The sequence below is a fragment of the Streptomyces sp. NPDC001852 genome (genome assembly GCF_042891825.1).
In the GTDB taxonomy this organism is placed as follows: Bacteria; Actinomycetota; Actinomycetes; order Streptomycetales; family Streptomycetaceae; genus Streptomyces.
Genome location: NZ_JBIATN010000004.1, coordinates 163,676 through 183,810, shown reverse-complemented (window position 1 = coordinate 183,810; position 20,135 = coordinate 163,676). Strand labels below are relative to the sequence as shown.

At 70.1% G+C, this 20,135-nt stretch carries 15 protein-coding genes; 7 read left to right on the top strand and 8 right to left on the bottom strand.

Annotated features, from left to right (window positions below; all coding sequences use genetic code 11):
* The first annotated feature begins 14 nt into the window (after window positions 1-14).
* Window positions 15-686: a response regulator transcription factor gene (locus ACFYZB_RS08765; protein ID WP_228618649.1), complete on the top strand. Its 672-nt coding sequence runs from the start codon at window positions 15-17 to the stop codon at window positions 684-686.
* Window positions 687-758: 72 nt separating this feature from the next.
* Here ACFYZB_RS08765 and ACFYZB_RS08760 read toward each other — a convergent pair whose 3' ends face one another.
* From ACFYZB_RS08760 to metH, 4 genes are all read right to left on the bottom strand, one after another.
* Window positions 759-2,336 carry an ABC transporter substrate-binding protein gene (locus ACFYZB_RS08760; RefSeq protein WP_388755990.1) on the bottom strand — a complete coding sequence of 526 codons (1,578 nt, stop codon included), beginning with the start codon at window positions 2,334-2,336 and terminating at the stop codon, window positions 759-761.
* Window positions 2,337-2,429: 93 nt separating this feature from the next.
* Window positions 2,430-4,034 (bottom strand): ABC transporter substrate-binding protein, encoded by a 1,605-nt coding sequence (locus ACFYZB_RS08755; RefSeq protein WP_388755987.1) that lies wholly within the window; start codon window positions 4,032-4,034, stop codon window positions 2,430-2,432.
* Window positions 4,035-4,467: 433 nt separating this feature from the next.
* Window positions 4,468-5,169: an HAD family phosphatase gene (locus ACFYZB_RS08750; protein WP_351206646.1), complete on the bottom strand. Its 702-nt coding sequence runs from the start codon at window positions 5,167-5,169 to the stop codon at window positions 4,468-4,470.
* A gap of 185 nt (window positions 5,170-5,354) precedes the next feature.
* Window positions 5,355-8,870, bottom strand: coding sequence for a methionine synthase (gene metH / locus ACFYZB_RS08745; RefSeq protein WP_388755983.1), 3,516 nt, complete (start codon window positions 8,868-8,870; stop codon window positions 5,355-5,357).
* A gap of 275 nt (window positions 8,871-9,145) precedes the next feature.
* Between metH and ACFYZB_RS08740 the strand changes: the two genes are divergently transcribed.
* The 6 genes from ACFYZB_RS08740 (at window position 9,146) to ACFYZB_RS08715 (ending at window position 16,487) form a co-directional block, all read left to right on the top strand.
* Window positions 9,146-9,910 carry an IclR family transcriptional regulator gene (locus ACFYZB_RS08740; RefSeq protein ID WP_351206650.1) on the top strand — a complete coding sequence of 255 codons (765 nt, stop codon included), beginning with the start codon at window positions 9,146-9,148 and terminating at the stop codon, window positions 9,908-9,910.
* A 342-nt stretch (window positions 9,911-10,252) separates the two neighbouring features.
* The gene (locus ACFYZB_RS08735; RefSeq protein ID WP_388755979.1) at window positions 10,253-11,047 is read left to right on the top strand and encodes an MIP/aquaporin family protein; all 795 of its coding nucleotides are present in this window, start codon (window positions 10,253-10,255) and stop codon (window positions 11,045-11,047) included.
* A gap of 62 nt (window positions 11,048-11,109) precedes the next feature.
* Complete coding sequence (gene glpK / locus ACFYZB_RS08730) at window positions 11,110-12,648, top strand: glycerol kinase GlpK (protein ID WP_388755977.1); 1,539 nt, start codon at window positions 11,110-11,112, stop codon at window positions 12,646-12,648.
* Window positions 12,649-12,696: 48 nt separating this feature from the next.
* Entirely contained in the window at window positions 12,697-14,313 is a 1,617-nt protein-coding gene (locus ACFYZB_RS08725) for an FAD-dependent oxidoreductase (protein ID WP_388755974.1), read from the top strand.
* Window positions 14,314-14,643: 330 nt separating this feature from the next.
* Entirely contained in the window at window positions 14,644-15,315 is a 672-nt protein-coding gene (locus ACFYZB_RS08720) for a FadR/GntR family transcriptional regulator (protein ID WP_388755972.1), read from the top strand.
* A 188-nt stretch (window positions 15,316-15,503) separates the two neighbouring features.
* Window positions 15,504-16,487: a PAC2 family protein gene (locus ACFYZB_RS08715; RefSeq protein WP_351206660.1), complete on the top strand. Its 984-nt coding sequence runs from the start codon at window positions 15,504-15,506 to the stop codon at window positions 16,485-16,487.
* Between the two features lie 65 nt (window positions 16,488-16,552).
* Here ACFYZB_RS08715 and mshC read toward each other — a convergent pair whose 3' ends face one another.
* The 4 genes from mshC to ACFYZB_RS08695 all read right to left on the bottom strand — a co-directional run bounded on the left by mshC (window position 16,553) and on the right by ACFYZB_RS08695 (window position 20,085).
* Entirely contained in the window at window positions 16,553-17,782 is a 1,230-nt protein-coding gene (mshC, locus tag ACFYZB_RS08710; RefSeq protein WP_388755968.1) for a cysteine--1-D-myo-inosityl 2-amino-2-deoxy-alpha-D-glucopyranoside ligase, read from the bottom strand.
* A gap of 102 nt (window positions 17,783-17,884) precedes the next feature.
* Entirely contained in the window at window positions 17,885-18,724 is an 840-nt protein-coding gene (locus ACFYZB_RS08705; protein ID WP_388755966.1) for an SCO1664 family protein, read from the bottom strand.
* Window positions 18,688-19,278: a DUF3090 domain-containing protein gene (locus ACFYZB_RS08700; protein WP_228618626.1), complete on the bottom strand. Its 591-nt coding sequence runs from the start codon at window positions 19,276-19,278 to the stop codon at window positions 18,688-18,690. Before ACFYZB_RS08700 ends, ACFYZB_RS08705 begins: the two co-directional genes overlap by 37 nt.
* 120 nt (window positions 19,279-19,398) lie before the next feature.
* Window positions 19,399-20,085: a histidine phosphatase family protein gene (locus ACFYZB_RS08695; RefSeq protein WP_351206667.1), complete on the bottom strand. Its 687-nt coding sequence runs from the start codon at window positions 20,083-20,085 to the stop codon at window positions 19,399-19,401.
* Window positions 20,086-20,135 lie beyond the last annotated feature (50 nt).

Below are 20,135 nucleotides of genomic sequence, written 5' to 3'. Positions count from 1 at the left end.
CGAAGGAGTGTCACGTGGCCATCCGTGTCCTACTGGTCGACGACCAGCCCCTGCTGCGTACGGGTTTCCGGATGATCCTGGAGGCCGAGCAGGACATCGCGGTCGTGGGCGAGGCCGGTGACGGCCTGCAGGCCCTCGATCAGGTGCGGGCCCTGCAGCCGGACGTGGTCCTGATGGACATCCGTATGCCGCGGATGGACGGGGTGGAGGCGACCCGGCAGATCACCGGGCCCGACCGGTCCGGCCCGGCGAAGGTGCTGGTGCTGACCACGTTCGACCTGGACGAGTACGTGGTGGAGGCGCTGCGGGCCGGGGCGAGCGGCTTTCTGCTGAAGGACGCGCCCGCGAACGAACTGGTGCAGGCGATCCGTGTGGTGGCGGCGGGTGAGGCGATGCTGGCGCCGAGCATCACGCGCCGGCTGCTGGACAAGTACGCCACGCACCTCCCCTCCGGCGAGGAGCCGGTGCCGGACACCCTGAACACCCTCACCGACCGTGAGGTGGAGGTGCTGAAGCTGGTGGCGCGGGGTCTGTCCAACGCGGAGATCGCCGCCGACCTGTTCGTCAGTGAGACCACCGTCAAGACGCACGTCGGGCATGTGCTGACCAAGCTGGGTCTCAGGGACCGGGTGCAGGCGGCGGTGTACGCGTACGAGAGCGGCCTGGTGCGTCCCGGCGCACAGTGAGCGGTTTCGTCGGTACGACGGCGAAGGGCGCCCCTCCCGTGCGGGGAGGGGCGCCCTCGGTGTCAACGGCCGTCAGCTCTTGCTGAGTTCCCAGAACCGGAAGACGGTGGAGGAGTCCAGGCAGTACTCCAGGCCGTAGACGCCGTCGCGGACGACGGCGTACTGCTTGGCCTGCCAGACGGGCAGGACGGGCAGTTCGGTGGCGACGATGTTCTGCAGCCGGCCGAAGTCCTTGTCGGTGGCGGCGCGGTCGCTCTGGGCGGCGGTGTCGGGGATGAGGGTGCCGGTGATGGTGCGGTTGCTGTAGTTGTTGTCCAGCACGTTGCCCTTGCCGAAGAAGGGTGCGGTGAAGTTGTCGGCGTCCGGGTAGTCCGGGACCCAGCCCTTGACGTAGACGCCGTACTTGCCGGCCGCGATGTCCTTCTCGTACTGGTCGAAGGCGACCGACTTGACGTCGGCGTCGAACAGGCCGCTGGCGTTGAGCTGGCCGGCTATGGCCTTCAGCTCCTCGTCGGTGGCGGGGCCGTAACGGGACGGCGTGGACCACAGGGTGAGCTTGACCTTGCCGGTGACGCCGTCTGCGCGCAGTGCGGCGGCGGCCTTGGCCTGGGAGGGGCGGGCGCCGTAGGTGTCGAAGAAGGCCGTGTTGTGGCCGACGATGCCCGCCGGGATGACCGAGTACAGCGGGGTGGCGGTGCCCTGGTACACGTTCTTGATGAGGGCGTCGCGGTCGATGAGGTAGGCCATGGCCTTGCGGACGCCGAGCTTTCCGGCGACCGGGTCGTTCATGTTGAAGACCAGGTGCTGGACTTCGGCGCTGGTGCCGTCGATGACGTCGACGCCCTTGCCCTGCTGCTGGTCGAGGCCGGCGATGTCGGAGGCGGACAGGCCTCGGTAGGCGATGTCGACGTTGCCGTCGAGGAGGGCCTTCTTCAGGGCGGTGCGGTCTCCGTGGAAGAACTTCAGGGTGACGCCGGAGTTCTTGACCTTGGCGGTGCCCTTGTAGTTGTCGTTGACGGAGAAGACGGCCTTGTCCTGGTCGAAGGAGTCCAGCTTGTAGGGGCCGGACCCAACGGCCTTGTGGTCGGTGCGCAGGCCGTTCGCGTCGTACTGGAGGTGGTCGACGATGGAGCCGGCGCCGGAGGCGAGCTTGCTGGGGAAGGTCGCGTCGGAGGACTTCAGGTGGAAGACGACCGTCTTGGCGTCCGGGGTGTCGATGCTGCCGAGCATCGGGAACATGATCGCGGGCCCCGAGGGGTCGTTGATCTTCAGCATGCGGTCGAAGGAGAACTTCACGTCCTTCGAGGTGAGGGCGTCACCGTTGCTGAACTTCAGGCCGTCTCTGAGCGTGCACCGGTAGACCGTGGCCCGGGAGTCGGTGAAGGTGCACTCCTTGGCGAGTTCCGGCTGGGGTTCGGTGGCGCCCTTGGGGAAGCTGAGCAGTGACTGGAAGACGTTGTCGAACAACAGCCAGGAGCCGGGGTCGTAGCCGGAGGCCGGGTCCGTGGCGAGGACGTCGTCGGACATCCCCATCACCACGGAGGAGCCGGTACCCCCGGAATCACCGCTCCCCGAGCCGCAGCCGGTCAACAGGCCGGAGGCCAGCCCCGCCACGACGGGCAGGACTGGCCACTGGTTGCGCATGTTCACTTGATATTGCCTTGTCGTCGGTTCGTCACCCCGGGGCCACGGTGCCCGGCCCCGGGTACCGGGGCGTCCGTCCATGCCCCGGTGAGAGAGCCGTCAGCCGCTCACACCGCGGCCGAGCTCCCACAGCTGGAGCGTAGAGGAGGAGTTGAGGGCGTAGGCGACGCCCGTGATGTCGTCCCGTGCGGCGACGTACTGCTTGCCCTGCCACAGCGGCAGGACCGGGACGTCCTCGGCGACGATGTCCTGGATCGCCGTCAGGCTCTTGGCGGCGTTGATCCGGTCGGCCTCGCGCCGGGACTCCGGGATCAGGGTGCGCTGGATGGTGCCGTTGGAGTACGGCGAGCCGAGGAAGTTGTCCTTGTCGAGGAAGGGCGCGAGGAAGTTGTCGGCGTCCGGGAAGTCGGGGAACCAGCCCATGCCGTAGACGTCGTACTGGCCCTTCTGCTCCGCCGGGCGGAAGGTGTCCCAGGTGTGGCCCTGGAGGGAGACGTCGAACAGGCCGCTGTCGTTGAGCTGCTGCTGCAGGACCTCGAACTCCTTCTGGGTGGCGGAGCCGTAGTGGTCGGTGGTGTAGTGCAGGGTCAGCTTGACCGGGGTGGCGATGCCGGCCTGGGTGAGCAGGGTCTTGGCCTTGGCGACGCTGGGGTTGCCGTACTTGTTGAAGAACGAGTTGGAGTGGCCGGTGACCGTGGCGGGGACGAGCGAGTACAGCGGCTCGGCCTGGGTGCCGTAGACCTTGGAGACCAGGGCCGCGCGGTCGATGATCTGGGCCATCGCCTGGCGTACGGCCTTGGACTTCACGCTGCTGGCGTTGGTGTTGAAGGCGAGGTAGCGGATCTCCAGGCCCGGCATGTCGACCAGGTCGACCTTGTTGGCGCTGCCGGCGTCCAGCTTCTGGATCTGGGCGGGCGACATGGTGCGGGTCATGACGTCGATGTCACCCTTGTCGATGGCGGCGCCCATGGCGTCGGCGTCGCTGAAGGAGCGCAGGACGACCTTGTCGTTGTTCACCTTCACGGCACCCTTGTAGTTGGGGTTCTTGGTGAAGGTGGCGGCGCTCATGGTGTTGCCGCTGACGTCGGCCTGGAAGGTGTAGGGGCCCGAACCGTCGACCTCGAAGCCGTCGCGCAGCTTGCCGTTCTGGTAGTCCTTCGGGTTGATGATGCCCGCGACCGGGGTGGACAGCTTGTACGGGAAGGTGGCGTCGGCGGTCTTGAGGTGGAAGATGACCTCGCGGTCGCCCTGGGTCTCGATGGTGTCGATGGTGTTCAGCAGGGAGGAGACACCGCTGCTGGACTTGATGCGCAGGGCGCGCTCGATGGAGTACTTGACGTCCTGGGCGGTGACCGGGTCGCCGCCGGCGAACTTCAGGCCGTCGCGGAGCTTGCAGGCGTAGCGTTCGCTGCCGCTGTCGGTGAAGGAGCAGCTCTCGGCGGCGTCCGGGACGGGGTCGCCCTCGCCCTTGGGCTGCGCCATCAGGGTCTGCACGGTCTGGCGCAGGATGTTCCAGGTGCCGACGTCGTAGGCGTAGGCCGGGTCGAGGGGCGCCGGGGCGTCGCTGGTGGTGGTGAACCGGTCCGTGGTGCCGACGACGATGGCGTCTCCGCTCTTGCTCCCGCTGCCGGATCCGCCGCACGCGGCGAGAACCGGGGTGAGCAGGCCGGCCACCGCCGGCAGCACCAAAGTCTTGCGGTTCATGCGGGGGTTTCTCCAGAGCTGTTCGGGTCCGTGTATCCGACATGCATGGGTGGTGCGGCGGATCACGGGGGGATGCGGCGATGTTCTCGCGATGAGATTAGTCCGCGCCCGCAGGAGGGTTCACAGCCGCGTGAGTTGACCCGCCATCACGCAGTGAAACCGGGTGCGGACAGACCGAAAACCCGACAGCGGCAGGATTAGTGCAGCATCCCATCAATCGGGACACAAAGACCCGTCGTTCCGGGCCCAACGGGGTCGTTCAGCACAGTCGGTCCGGGTTGTCGAGGGTCGTCGGAGTGGGGAACGTCACACTTCCAACTGTGCGGCGAGTCAGTGGAATTCGGCCGGACGGCCGGTCGTGAATTCCACTTCGGTGTACTTCCCCGGAAATTTGTCCAGCCGGGCCAATGGACTTTGCACGCTGGGTGAACAGCTAGAGCATTTCCGTCATCAGGCCGCGCAGAAATGCCAGGTCGACCTCTTCCAGAGAGGTCACCACGGTGCGTCCGGCGGCCGGGCCGATGGGGGCGACGGAGGGTACGGCGACGACGCGGCAGCCCGCGGCCTCGGCGGCGGCGACACCGGTCGCGGTGTCCTCCACCACCGCGCATCTGTCCGGCCGGGCGCCGAGCCCCGCCGCGGCGAGCAGGTAGGGGTCGGGGAAGGGCTTGGTGCGTGAGACCTCGTCGCCTGCGACGGACAGGGCGAAGTGGTGGGCGCCGAGGATGCCCAGCACGCGGTCGATGATGCGCCGGTGGGAGGCGGAGACCAGGGCCGTCGGGATGGCGTGCTCGTGGAGTTCGGCGAGCAGGCGGGCGGCGCCCGGCATCAGCGGCAGGGCACGGTCGATACGGTCCTCGAAGCCCTCGTTGAGCAGCACGGTGAGTTCGGCGAGGGTGATGTCGGCGCCGGTGGCCTCGATGAGGAAGCCGGCGCTGCGGGTCATGGGCCCGCCGACGACGACGTGCCGCCAGGACTCGTCCAGGGTGTGACCGAGGGCGGCGAAGACCTCCACCTCGACGTCCCACCAGAAACCCTCGGTGTCCACCAGGGTGCCGTCCATGTCGAGGAGCACCGCCTGCAGGGCGGAGCCTTCGGCCGTAAGGGTTCCGAGCGCGGGGACCGTGCTGGTCATCCGGGCGCACCTCCTTGAGGGACGATCAGGCCGGTTCCCGGACAGGGAACCGGCCTGCAGTGGACCGACCAGTGTACGTCTCCGGCGCCGGAAGCGCCTCGTTTGAACGGCGTGTGCCGGGGCACACCCCGACTACCGCCGGGGGTGGCCCTGACGTGCGCCTTCCACGGCTCGACGCGCCGGGTTCACCGCGCGTTGAAGTACTTCGCCTCCGGGTGGTGGATCACGATCGCGTCCGTGGACTGCTCGGGATGCAGCTGGAACTCCTCGGACAGGTGGACACCGATGCGCTCCGGCCGGAGCAGGTCCGCGATCTTGGCGCGGTCCTCCAGGTCGGGGCAGGCGCCGTAGCCGAGGGAGAAGCGGGCACCCCGGTACTTCAGGGCGAACATGTCCTCCATGGCGGCCGGGTCCTCGCCGCCGAAGCCGAGTTCGGCGCGGACGCGTGCGTGCCAGTACTCGGCGAGCGCCTCGGCCAACTGGACGGACAGGCCGTGCAGTTCGAGGTAGTCGCGGTAGGAGTTGGCCTCGAAGAGCTTCGCGGTCTCCTCGCCGATCTTCGAGCCGACGGTGACGACCTGGAGGCCGACGACGTCCGTCTCCCCCGACTCCTCCGGGCGGAAGAAGTCGGCCAGGCACAGCCGGCGGCCGCGGCGCTGGCGCGGGAAGGTGAAGCGGGTGCGCTCGTTGCCCTGCTCGTCCAGGATGATCAGGTCGTCGTCCTTGGACACGCAGGGGAAGTAGCCGTAGACGACGGCCGCTTCCAGCAGGTTCTCCGTCTGGAGGCGGTCCAGCAGGCCGCGCAGCCGGGGCCGGCCCTCGCTCTCCGCCAGTTCCTCGTACGACGGTCCCTCGCCGGTGCGGGCCTGCTTCAGACCCCACTGGCCCTTGAACAGTGCGCCCTCGTCCAGCCAGGACGCGTACTCCTTGAGCTGGATGCCCTTGACGATCCGGGTGTCCCAGAACGGCGGGGTGGGCACCGGGTTGTCGGTGGCCACGTCGGAGCGGACGTGCCCCTCCTCGGGGCGCTCCTCGACCTCGACGGAGGCCGTGGCGCGGACCCGGCGCTGCCGCAGTTCGGGCAGCTTCGCCCCCGGCACTCCCCGCTTGACCCCGATGAGGGCGTCCATCAGGCGCAGGCCCTCGAAGGCGTCGCGGGCGTAGCGGACCTCGCCCTCGTAGATCTCGTGCAGGTCCTGCTCGACGTAGGCGCGGGTGAGGGCGGCGCCGCCGAGGATGACCGGGAAGCGGGCGGCCAGGCCGCGCTGGTTGAGCTCCTCCAGGTTCTCCTTCATGATCACCGTGGACTTCACCAGCAGCCCGGACATGCCGATGACGTCGGCCCGGTGTTCCTCGGCGGCCTCCAGGATCGCGGAGACCGGCTGCTTGATGCCCAGGTTGACCACGTTGTAGCCGTTGTTGGACAGGATGATGTCGACGAGGTTCTTGCCGATGTCGTGGACGTCGCCGCGCACGGTCGCCAGCACGATGGTGCCCTTGCCCTCGGCGTCGGACTTCTCCATGTGCGGTTCGAGGTAGGCGACGGCGGCCTTCATGACCTCGGCGGACTGCAGGACGAACGGCAGCTGCATCTGGCCGGAGCCGAACAGGTCACCGACGACCTTCATGCCGTCCAGCAGGGTCTCGTTGACGATGTCCAGCGCCGGACGCCCGGCCAGGGCAAGGTCCAGGTCGGCTTCCAGGCCGTTGCGCTCGCCGTCGATGATGCGGCGCTTGAGGCGCTCCTCCAGCGGCAGCGCGGCCAGTTCCTCCGCCTTGCCCGCCTTCAGCGACTTGGCGGTGGCGCCCTCGAAGAGCTGCATGAGCTTCTGCAGCGGGTCGTAGCCCTCGCCGCGGCGGTCGTAGATCAGATCGAGGGCGGTGGTGACCTCTTCCTCGCTGAACCGGGCGATCGGAAGGATCTTGCTCGCGTGCACGATCGCCGAGTCCAGGCCCGCCTTCACACACTCGTCCAGGAAGACGGAGTTCAGCAGGATCCGGGCCGCCGGGTTCAGGCCGAAGGAGATGTTCGACAGGCCCAGGGTGGTCTGGACGGCCGGGTGGCGCCTCTTCAGCTCGCGGATCGCCTCGATGGTGGCGAGGCCGTCCCTGCGGGACTCCTCCTGACCGGTGCAGATGGTGAAGGTCAGGGTGTCGATGAGGATGTCGTCCTCGCGGATGCCCCAGTTCCCCGTCAGGTCCGCGATCAGCCGTTCGGCGATCTCGACCTTCTTCTCGGGGGTGCGGGCCTGGCCCTCCTCGTCGATGGTGAGCGCGATCAGGGCGGCGCCGTGCTCCTGGGCCAGCCGGGTGACCTTGGCGAAGCGGGAGTCGGGGCCGGCGCCGTCCTCGTAGTTCACCGAGTTGATCACCGCACGGCCGCCCAGCTTCTCCAGGCCCGCCTGGATGACGTCGACCTCGGTGGAGTCCAGCACGATCGGCAGGGTGGAGGCGGTGGCGAAACGGCCGGCGAGTTCCTCCATGTCGGCGACGCCGTCGCGGCCGACGTAGTCCACGCACAGGTCCAGCATGTGCGCGCCCTCGCGGATCTGCTCCCGGGCCATCTCCACACAGTCGTCCCAGCGGCCCTCGAGCATGGCCTCACGGAACTTCTTCGAGCCGTTGGCGTTCGTGCGCTCGCCGATGGCCAGGTAGGAGGTGTCCTGCCGGAACGGCACCGTCTGGTACAGGGAGGCCGCACCCGGCTCGGGGCGCGGGTCGCGGGCCGGCGGGGTGAGGCCCTGGACGCGCTCGACGACCCGGCGCAGGTGCTCGGGCGTCGTACCGCAGCAGCCGCCGACCAGGGACAGGCCGTACTCGCGGACGAAGGTCTCCTGCGCGTCCGCCAGCTCCGGCGCGGTCAGCGGGTAGTGGGCGCCGTCCTTGCCGAGGACGGGCAGGCCCGCGTTCGGCATGCAGGACAGGGGGATGCGGGCGTTGCGGGCGAGGTAGCGCAGGTGCTCGCTCATCTCGGCCGGGCCGGTGGCGCAGTTCAGGCCGATCATGTCGATGCCGAGCGGTTCCAGCGCGGTGAGCGCGGCGCCGATCTCGGAGCCGAGGAGCATGGTGCCGGTGGTCTCGACGGTCACCGACACGATCACCGGCAGGTCCAGGCCGAGGGCGGTGAGGCCACGGCGGGCGCCGAGGACGGCGGCCTTGGTCTGCAGCAGGTCCTGGGTGGTCTCCACGAGCAGGGCGTCGGCGCCGCCCGTGACCAGGCCTTCGGCGTTGCGCTGATAGGCGTCGCGCAGGGTGGTGTACGGGGCGTGGCCGAGGGTCGGCAGCTTGGTGCCGGGGCCGATGGAGCCGAGGACCCAGCGGGGGCGGCCGTCCTTGGCGGTGAACTCGTCGGCGGCCTCGCGGGCCACCCGGGCGCCGGCCTCGGACAGCTCGTACACGCGCTCGGAGATGTCGTACTCGCCGAGGGCGGAGTGGTTGGCCCCGAAGGTGTTGGTCTCGACGCAGTCGACGCCCACGGCGAAGTAGGCCTCGTGGACGGAGCGGACGATGTCGGGGCGGGTGAGGTTGAGGATCTCGTTGCAGCCCTCGAGCTGCTGGAAGTCCTCGAGCGTGGGTTCCTGGGCCTGGAGCATGGTGCCCATGGCTCCGTCGGCGACCACCACGCGGGTGACGAGCGCCTGTCGGAGCGCGGACGCGCGGGTCCGGCTGTCGGCGGAAGGGGACGGTGGCAACGAGGCCATGAAGGGGCTCCCTAGATGCGACGGCTGTCGGCTTTGCGGTGTCCCGGACAGGCGGGGAGGCCGCACGGCGCCAGGGTAACCGGGAGTCGGGTTGGATGGGCACCGGCGTCCACGAGGCGGACGCCGGTGGCGGGTGCGCCACGGCCAGGTCACGTGTGATGTAACAAGTGCCGACCGACCGTTAGCGGTAGGTCGGCATGGACCGGTAGTGTTCGACATTGCCGAACGGAGTTGAATACCGGTCGGCAGTCGAAGGGGACGGAGGCAGGACGGCGATGGCACGGAACATCCAGTCGCTCGAACGGGCGGCCGCGATGCTGCGGTTGCTGGCGGGCGGCGAGCGGCGGCTGGGCCTGTCGGACATCGCCTCGTCACTGGGCCTCGCCAAGGGCACCGCCCACGGCATTCTGCGCACCCTCCAGCAGGAGGGCTTCGTGGAGCAGGACGACGTCTCCGGGCGCTACCAGCTGGGTGCGGAGCTGCTGCGCCTGGGCACCACGTATCTGGATGTGCACGAGCTGCGGGCCAGGGCCCTGGTGTGGACCGACGACCTGGCCCGCTCCAGCGGGGAGAGCGTGTACCTGGGGGTCCTGCACCAGCAGGGCGTGCTGATCGTGCACCACGTCTTCCGGCCGGACGACAGCCGGCAGGTGCTGGAGATCGGCGCCATGCAGCCGCTGCACTCCACGGCGCTCGGCAAGGTGCTCTCCGCCTACGACCCGGTGGCGCACAGCGAGGCGCTGGAGGCCGACCGCAAGCCCTTCACCGACCGCACCGTGTGCGAGATCGAGGACTTCGAGCACCTTCTCGACATGACACGCGCGCGTGGGTACGCGGCCGACGTCGAGGAGACCTGGGAGGGCGTGGCGTCTCTCGCCGCGCCCATCCACGACCGGCGCCGCATGCCCGTGGGGGCGGTCGGCATCACCGGGGCCGTGGAACGGCTGCGCCGGGACGGCGAGCTGCGTCCCGAGCTGATCGCGGCGGTGCGCGACTGCGCCCGCGCGGTGTCGAGGGACCTGGGCGCGGGACGGTTCTGACCGGTCGGCGCCCTTTTTCGGGGTGAACCGGAACGCCGGGCGGCGTTCCGGTTCTCGCCATACCCTAAAACCGACATATGGGCGCAACACATACGTCAGTGCGCGAAGAGTGATAACCCGCAGCGATCAATAACGATCCTGTTTTCGATAACAGAACCCTTGACGCATGCGTAAGGCCGAAGCAAGACTCCCGTCCATCGGTCGGCATTGTCGAACACCTACCGGCAATACGCGCTAGAGTGTGACAACGCCAAGGGCCGGCATCGCTCTCACCCCCGAGGGCGCCAGAACCCCGGCGGGACCCGGGGTTCGGCCCCTGGACGAAGGACAAAGGAGTCGCGGGTGTCCAGCTCCGACATCTTCATCGGCGAGACCATCGGTACCGCCATACTCATCCTGCTCGGCGGCGGCGTCTGCGCGGCCGTCACGCTGAAGGCCTCCAAGGCCCGTAACGCCGGTTGGCTCGCCATCACCTTCGGGTGGGGCTTCGCCGTGCTGACGGCCGTGTACATCTCCGGACCGCTGTCCGGTGCCCACCTCAACCCGGCTGTCACGGTGGCTCTCGCCATCAAGAACAGCGACTGGAGCAACGTCCCGGTCTACCTCGCCGGCCAGCTGCTCGGTGCCATGATCGGTGCGACCCTGGTGTGGGTCGCCTACTACGGCCAGTTCCACGCCCACCTGACCGACAAGGAGATCGTCGGCGGTCCGGGCGCGCAGGCCACCGCGGCCAAGGCGGTCGAGGCCCAGGAGAAGGGCGCCGGCCCGGTCCTCGGCATCTTCTCCACCGGTCCGGAGATCCGCAACGCGGCGCAGAACCTCGCCACGGAGATCATCGGCACGGTCGTGCTGATCCTCGCGGTCCTCACCCAGGGCCTGAACGACAAGGGCAACGGCCTCGGCGTCCTCGGCGGTCTGATCACCGCGCTCGTGGTGGTGTCGATCGGTCTGTCCCTCGGCGGCCCGACGGGCTACGCGATCAACCCGGCCCGTGACCTCGGCCCGCGCATCGTGCACGCCCTGCTGCCGCTGCCCAACAAGGGCGGTTCCGACTGGGCGTACGCCTGGATCCCGATCGTCGGTCCGCTGATCGGCGGCGCCATCGCCGCAGGCATATACAACGTCGCCTTCGCTTAGACGACGCCTCGAAGCACGCGCCGTACGGACAGCCCCTTTACCAAGGATTTCAGGAGCACACAGTGACCGACGCCCACACCGCAGGCCCCTTCATCGCCGCGATCGACCAGGGCACGACCTCCAGCCGCTGCATCGTCTTCGACCGGGACGGCCGTATCGTCTCCGTCGACCAGAAGGAGCACGAGCAGATCTTCCCCAAGCCGGGCTGGGTCGAGCACAACGCCAACGAGATCTGGACCAACGTCCAGGAGGTCGTCGCCGGGGCCATCGCCAAGGCCGGCATCACCCGTGACGACATCAAGGCCATCGGCATCACCAACCAGCGCGAGACCACCGTGCTGTGGGACAAGAACACCGGTGAGCCCGTCTACAACGCCCTTGTCTGGCAGGACACCCGCACCGACGCCCTGTGCCGGGAGCTCGGCCGCAACGTCGGCCAGGACCGCTTCCGCCGCGAGACGGGCCTGCCGCTGGCCTCGTACTTCTCCGGGCCCAAGGCCCGCTGGCTGCTCGACAACGTCGACGGCCTGAAGGAGCGCGCCGAGGCCGGCGACATCCTCTTCGGCACCATGGACACCTGGGTCATCTGGAACCTGACCGGCGGTGTCAACGGCGGCAAGCACGTCACCGACGTCACCAACGCCTCCCGCACCATGCTGATGAACCTGCACACGATGCAGTGGGACGAGAAGATCGCCGAGTCCATCGGCGTGCCGCTGGCGATCCTGCCGGAGATCCGCTCCTCCGCCGAGGTCTACGGCGAGGTCACCGGCGGCAAGCTCGGCGAGGTGCTCGGCGGCATCCCGGTCGCCTCCGCGCTCGGCGACCAGCAGGCGGCCCTGTTCGGCCAGACCTGTTTCTCCGAGGGCGAGACCAAGTCCACCTACGGCACCGGCACCTTCATGGTGATGAACACCGGTGACAAGATCATCAACTCCTACGCCGGTCTGCTGACCACGGTCGGTTACAAGATCGGCGACCAGCCGACGGTCTACGCCCTGGAGGGCTCGATCGCCGTCACCGGCTCGCTGGTGCAGTGGATGCGCGACCAGATGGGCCTGATCTCCACCGCCGCCGAGATCGAGACGCTCGCGCTCTCGGTCGAGGACAACGGCGGCGCCTACTTCGTGCCGGCCTTCTCCGGTCTGTTCGCCCCGCACTGGCGTTCCGACGCCCGCGGTGTGATCGCCGGTCTGACCCGGTACGTCACCAAGGCGCACCTCGCGCGCGCCGTCCTGGAGGCCACCGCCTGGCAGACCCGGGAGATCGCCGACGCCATGGTCAAGGACTCCGGCGACGAGCTGGTGGCCCTGAAGGTGGACGGCGGCATGACCTCCAACAACCTGCTGATGCAGACCCTCGCCGACGTTCTGGACGCACCGGTGGTGCGCCCGATGGTCGCCGAGACCACCTGCCTCGGCGCCGCCTACGCCGCCGGTCTCGCCGTCGGCTTCTGGTCCAGCACCGACGAACTGCGCGCCAACTGGCGCCGGGCCGCCGAATGGACCCCCCAGATGGACGCGGACACCCGCGACCGTGAGTACAAGAACTGGCTCAAGGCCGTCGACCGGACCATGGGCTGGATCGAGGACGAGAGCTGAGCGGCCCGCACCGGCTCAGACATCTCTGACGAGGAGTAAGTACCCGACATGACCAGTCAGTCCACCCTGCAGTCCGTGCCTGCCCTCGGGACGCACCCGGCCTCCGGCTCCAACCCGAGCCGGGCCGAGACCAGGGAGCAACTCTCCAAGGCGTCGTACGACCTTCTGGTGATCGGCGGCGGCATCCTGGGCATCTCCACCGCCTGGCACGCCGCGCAGTCCGGCCTGAGGGTGGCACTGGTCGACGCCGGCGACTTCGCCGGTGCCACCTCCTCCGCCTCCTCCAAGCTGCTCCACGGCGGTCTGCGCTATCTGCAGACCGGCGCGGTGAAGCTGGTGGCGGAGAACCACTTCGAGCGCCGTGCGGTCTCCCGCCAGGTGGCCCCCCACCTGGCGAACCCGCTCACCTTCTACCTCCCCGTGTACAAGGGCGGGCCGCACGGCGCGGCGAAGCTCGGCGCGGGCGTCTTCGCCTACTCCGCGCTCTCCGCGTTCGGTGACGGCGTCGGCCACCTGCTCTCCCCCGCCAAGGCGGCGCAGGACGTGCCCGAGCTGCGCACCGAGAACCTCAAGGCCGTGGCCGTGTACGGCGACGACCAGATGAACGACGCGCGCATGGCGCTGATGACGGTCCGCGCGGCCGTCGAGGCGGGCGCGGTCGTCCTCAACCACGCCGAGGTCACGGGCCTGCGCTTCACGAGGGGCCGGGTCACCGGTGCCGACCTCAGGGACCGGGTCTCCGGCGAGGAGTTCGGCGTCAACGCCCGCCTGGTGCTGAACGCGACCGGCCCCTGGGTCGACCACCTGCGCCGGATGGAGGACCCGAACGCGGCGCCGTCCATCCGTCTGTCCAAGGGCGCTCACCTGGTCCTGAAGCGGACCTCTCCGTGGAAGGCCGCGCTGGCCACCCCGATCGACAAGTACCGCATCACCTTCGCCCTCCCCTGGGAGGACATGCTGCTGCTCGGCACCACCGACGAGGAGTTCGAGGGCGACCCGGCGGACGTGTCCGTCACCGAGAAGGACATAGCCCAGATCCTGGACGAGGCCGCGTTCTCCGTCCGGGACCAGCAGCTCCAGCGCGACCTCATCACCTACGCCTTCGCCGGCCTGCGGGTGCTGCCGGGCGGTCCCGGTGACACCGCCAAGGCCAAGCGCGAGACCGTGGTGACCGAGGGCAAGGGCGGCATGCTGTCCGTCGCGGGCGGCAAGTGGACCACCTTCCGGCACATCGGCCGTACGGTCATGCAGAAGCTGGAGGCGTTGCCGGGCCACCCGCTCGGCGACGACTTCGAGCCCATCTCCTCGCTGCCGAAGAAGCTGCCGCTGCCCGGTGTCGCCAACCCGCGCGCCGTCGCCCACCGCCTGCTGGTGGACCGCCCGGCTCCGGGTCCGCGCATGGCCGCCGACACCGCCAGGCACCTGGCCACCCACTACGGCTCCCTGGCCTTCGACATCGCCCGCCTGGCGAACGACAACCCGGAGCTGGCCGAGCGTGTCCACCCCGACGCGCCGGAGATCTGGGCGCAGGTCGTCTGGGCCCGCGACCACGAGTGGGCCGAGACGCCGGACGACGTGCTGCGCCGCCGCACCACGCTGACCATCCGGGGCCTGGCCACGGACGAGGTCCGCGCGAAGGTGCAGGACCTGCTCGGCAAGAAGTAGACCCCGGTGACGGCCGGTCCGCCCCCTGACCGGGACCGGCCGCCGCCGCAGCGCCGGACCGCCGCACCGGGTCCGGACCACCGAGAGGGGCGACCCCACGCCGATGGGGCCGCCCCTCTCGCCTTGCCCGGGGGGATGGTCAGTGCCGGACGCTTCCATGGGACGAAGGGACGGTGTACCGCCCGTGGTCTTACGCAAGGTCCACGGACCTGACTTCCCGCCGGCCCGGCGGTGGACCCGGCCGACAGGAAGTGGTCCGACGCGCCGCCCGCATAATGTGCTGAGACATCCGATGTCTGAGGCGTGGGGCGGGCGGCAGGAGGCCGGATCATGGCAGTCACCGACGAGGCGATCGAGAAGATCAAGGGCATGATCGTCTCCGGTGCGCTGCGGCCCGGGGACCGGTTGCCCAAGGAGAGCGAGCTGGCCGCCGAGCTGGGGCTGTCGCGCAACTCGCTGCGGGAGGCCGTACGGGCGCTGTCGCTGATCCGGATCCTGGACGTGCGGCAGGGCGACGGTACGTACGTCACCAGCCTCGATCCGCAACTGCTGCTGGAGGCGCTGAGCTTCGTCGTGGACTTCCACCGCGACGACACCGTCCTGGAGTTCCTCGCGGTGCGCCGGATCCTGGAGCCGGCCGCGACCGCGATGGCCGCGTTCCGGATCAGCGAGCAGCAACTGGACGCGCTGTCGGCGCAGTTGGACGCCCTCGGTGACGAACCCTCGGTGGAGGAGCTGGTCGCCGCCGACCTGGATTTCCATCGCGGCATCGTGCGCGGCGCCGGCAACTCGGTGCTGTGCTCGCTGCTGGACGGGCTGTCGGGGCCGACGACGCGGGCCCGGATCTGGCGGGGCCTCACCCAGGAGGACGCGGTCGGCTGGACCCTGCGCGAGCACCGGGCGATCCTGGCCGCGCTGCGCGACCGGGACGCGGAGGCGGCCCGGTCCTGGGCGACCGTGCACATCGCGAGCGTGGAGCAGTGGCTGCGCAGCACGCTGTGACGCAGCACCTGGTGACAGCGGGGAAACACCCGTGCGGATGCGTCCGGATCCCGGTTGACAGGGGTGTTCGACGGTGGCGATCGGGGCAGTGATCCGGTCACTGGCCCACGCAAGGGGGCTGCGGGCGCCCCCGCCGGACGCCGTAAGGTTGGTGAGTCAAGCGAGGGCACGTCGGAAGGAGGCACTGGGTGATCGAGCTGGAGGGGGTTCCCGAGCTGATCGACCCAGTCATGGTGGCCGCGTTCGAGGGCTGGAACGATGCCGGCGACGCCGCCTCCACGGCGGTCGCGCATCTGGAACGCGAGTGGAAGGGCGAGGTGTTCGCGGCGCTGGACGCCGAGGACTACTACGACTTCCAGGTGAACCGGCCCACGGTGTTCATGGACGCCGGAGTGCGCAAGATCACCTGGCCGACGACGAGGTTGTCGGTGGTGCGGGTCGGCGGCGAGAAGCCGCGCGACCTGGTGCTGGTCCGCGGCATCGAACCGTCGATGCGCTGGCGCTCGTTCTGCAACGAGCTGCTCGGCTTCGCGCACGAGCTCGGCGTGGAGCTGGTGGTCATCCTGGGCGCCCTGCTCGGTGACACCCCGCACACGCGTCCCGTCCCGGTCAGCGGGGTGACGTCCGACCCGGACCTGGCCCAGCGGATGGACCTGGAGGAGACCAAGTACGAGGGCCCGACGGGCATCGTCGGCGTCCTGCAGGAGGCGTGCACGCACGCCGGCGTCCCGGCGGTGTCGCTGTGGGCGGCCGTACCGCACTACGTCTCCCAGCCGCCCAACCCGAAGGCCACGCTGGCGCTGCTCAACCGTCTCGAGGACCTCCTGGACCTGCGCATCCCGCAGGGCGAGCTGCCGGAGGACGCGCGTGCCTGGCAGGTGGGCGTGGACCAGCTGGCCGCCGAGGACAGCGAGGTCGCCGAGTACGTCCAGACGCTGGAGGAGGCCCGGGACACCGCCGAGCTGCCGGAGGCGTCGGGGGAGGCGATCGCCCGGGAGTTCGAGCGGTATCTGCGGCGCCGGGACGTGGGCCCTCCGGGCGGACACGCGACGGCCGACGGCGGGGACGGCGGCTCGTACCGCAGGGACACCCCCGGCGGAGGCAGCCGGCCGCCGAAACCGCCCAGGCCGGATGCGGCCGAGGGCGACGACGAGGACGGCGCGGAGGAGTGAGGACGCCGTAAGGGGCGGTTCCCAGGAGGGAACCGCCCCTTACGCATGCGTCGGAACCGCCGGAGCTAGAGCGCCACGCCCAGCAGCGCGTCCACCGCACGCGTGACCACGCCCGGCGCGCCGGTGTCCGTGCCGCCCTGCTCCTCCTGGCGCGCCGCCCAGAGGTCCACCGCCGCGAGGGCGGTGGGGGCGTCCAGGTCGTTCGACAGGGCCTCGCGGATCTCCTCCACCAGCGCGTCCGCGGACGGGCCGTCGGGGCGGGAGACGGCCGCGCGCCAGCGGCCGAGGCGGGCCACGGCGTCCTGCAGGACCTGGTCCGTCCACTCCCAGTCGGCGCGGTAGTGGTGGGAGAGGAGGGCCAGGCGGATGGCGGCGGGGTCGACGCCGTCCCGGCGGAGCTGGGAGACGAAGACGAGGTTGCCCTTGGACTTGGACATCTTCTCGCCGTGCAGGGCGACCATGCCGGCGTGGACGTAGGCCTTGGCCATGGGGAACTCGCCGGTGAGCACCTGGGCGTGCGAGGCGCCCATCTCGTGGTGCGGGAAGGCGAGGTCGGAGCCGCCGCCCTGGACGTCGAAGCCCATGCCGAGGTGGTCCAGGGCGATGGCCACGCACTCGATGTGCCAGCCGGGCCGGCCCCGGCCGAGGGAGCCGCCGTCCCAGCTGGGCTCGCCCTCGCGGGCCGCCATCCACAGCATCGGGTCCAGCGGGTTCTTCTTGCCCGGACGGTCCGGGTCGCCGCCGCGCTCGGCGGACAGCAGCCGCATGGCGGCCGCATCGAGGTTCGAGACCTTGCCGAAGTCCGGATCGGACTCGACGGAGAAGTAGATGTCGCCCTCCAGCTCGTAGGCGGCGCCGAGTTCGCGCAGCCGCTCCACGAGCGGGACGATGCCGGGTATCGCCTCGACGGCGCCTATGTAGTGCCGCGGCGGGAGAAGCCTGAGGGCGGTCATGTCCTCGCGGAAGAGGGCCGTCTCCTTCTCGGCGAGGGCGACCCAGTCGACGCCGTCCCGCTCCGCGCGCTCCAGCAGCGGATCGTCGACGTCGGTGACGTTCTGGACGTAGTGGACCTGCCGCTTGGTGTCGAGCCACACGCGCTGAACGAGGTCGAACGCGTTGTAGGTCGCCGCGTGCCCCATGTGGGTGGCGTCGTACGGGGTGATGCCGCAGACGTAGAGACGGGCGACGGGACCGGGGTCGAGGGTGACCAGACCGCCGGTCGCGGTGTCGTGGATCCTCAGGTCGCGGCCCTGACCAGGCAGGGCGGGGACCTCGGAAGCGGGCCAGGCATGCATGTACATGAGCCTAACCGGCTGCCCGCCGCGGATACGAACGGGATCTGGCCGGATGACCGATCAGGCGCTCTTGTGGATCGGCGCCCGATGTGCTGATCGTGCTCACACCGGCGGCCAGGGGATGGCGGGCCACTCGCCGCTGGGCTCCGGGTGCACTCCCGTGGTGAGCAGCGCCTCGACACGCGCGCGTGTGGCGTCGATCTCGGCCGGGGTGATCAGTGCGGTCAGCCGCTCGCCCAGCGGGCCGCCCAGGCCCTCCAGCAGTCCCTGGAGGACGTCGACGGCCTCGGTGGTCAGCGGTTCCCCGGCCCAGCCCCACAGCAGCGTGCGCAGCTTGTTCTCGACGTTGAAGGTGACGCCGTGGTCGATGCCGTAGAGCCGGCCGTCGGTGGTGGGCAGCAGATGGCCGCCCTTGCGGTCGGCGTTGTTGATCACCGCGTCGAGGACGGCGAGCCGGCGCAGCCGCTCGTCGTCGGCGTGCACGAGGAGCGCGGTGCGGCCCTCACCGACCTCGGCCAGGCCGATCGCCTTCCAGCCCGGCTCCGGTTCCTCGGCGTCGACGAGGGCGAGCAGCTCCGCCTCGGCCTGGACGTCGATCCACAGCTGGCACATGCCCTCGCCGTACGGCCCGTCGCGCAGCACGGTCGGCGGAACGAGCCCCCAGCCGGTGGCCTCGGAGACCTCGTAGGCGGCCACCTCGCGGCCGGCCAGGGTGCCGTCGGGGAAGTCCCACAGCGGGCGCTCCCCGGCCACCGGCTTGTAGATGCAGGTGGCTTCCCGGCCGTCGAGGGCGATGGTGCAGAACAGTGCGGCGTTGGACGCCTCGCGGATCCGTCCGCGCACGGTCAGCTCACCCCGAGCGAGCAGCTCGGCGGCGGCCGAGCCGGTCCCGGCGTCGGTGGGCGTCACGCTCCGCGGCGGTATCCGTTCTGGCGCGGACATACGTGTCCTTCCGGATCGAGCGGGAGGCTGCACAGCGGGCACGGCGGCCGCCCGGCGTTGACGACGTCGAGGGCGCGCTTGGCGAAGGCCCGGGCCTGCGCGCCGGTCAGCCGGACCCGCAGCATCGGGGGCCCGTTCTCCTCGTCCTGGAGCAGCCGCTCCTCGGCCTCGGCGAGGTCCTCCTCGGTGTCGGCGTCCAGCTCCACCAGGGCCTGCGCCTCGACGATCATGCGCTGTTCCTCGCCGTCCCAGGCCAGCGCCATGGTGCCGACCCGGAACTCCTCCTCGATGGGGGTCTCCAGCGGGGCGGTGTCGGCGATCTCGGTGGGCGCCATGGCGGGGACGGCGGCGCTGCCGCCACTGCGCCGTACGACCTCGTCGAGCAGTTCGTCCATGCGCTCGGCGAGCGCGGCCACCTGGGTCTTCTCCAGAGCCACGCTGGTCACCCGGGAGCCTGCGGTGGCCTGGAGGAAGAACGTACGGCGTCCGGGCAGTCCGACCGTGCCGGCCACGAAGCGGTCCGGCGGGTCGTAGAGGAACACCTGACGGGACACGTCCTGTCTCCATTGAGAGTGAGTGCGGTGAGGGTGGGGGCGGAGGGTGGGTTTCTCAGCGGTGCGGGCGGTTGCGGACACGCGGCGGTGTGGATCGCTTCACCCTACTGCGGCCGACGATCACGGTGCGCCCGCACCACCCCCGACCGGTGCGTCGCCCTCACCAGGTTCCTCGCGCGGGGCGAGCGAAGCGAAATCCCCGGTGTCGCCGAGGCGAACGAGAAACGGCCGCAGCCGGGTGTAGCGGATCGCGGTGACGGAACACGGTTCCACGGAGATCCGCTGGAACAGGTCGAGGTGGAGTCCGAGGGCGTCGGCGACCAGGGATTTGATGATGTCACCGTGGGAGCACATGAGGTAGACGGCGTCGGCGCCGTGCTCGCGCTCCACGCGCGCGTTCCATTCGCGTACGGCCTCGGCGGCGCGGGTCTGCATGGCCCGCATGGACTCGCCGCCGGGGAAGGCGGCGGCCGACGGGTGGGCCTGGACGACCTGCATCAGCGGCTCGTCCTTGAGCTCGGCGAGCTTGCGGCCGGACCAGTCGCCGTAGTGGCACTCCCCGATCCGCTCGTCGGTGTGGGCGCGCAGGCCGGGGCGGGCCTCGAGCAGCGGCCGTAGGGTCTCCTGGCAGCGCTGGAGGGGGCTGGTGACCACCTCGGAGATCGGCAGTGCGGCGAGCCGGCCGGGCAGCGCGGCGGCCTGGGCGGCACCGCGCTCGTCCAGGGCGACGCCCGGCGTCCAGCCGGCGAGCACACCGGAGGTGTTGGCGGTGGAGCGTCCGTGCCTGACGAGGATCAGCGTGGGCATGCGCCCCAGGGTAGGCGTACCAGCACATGCACCGGGGACCGGGCGAAGGG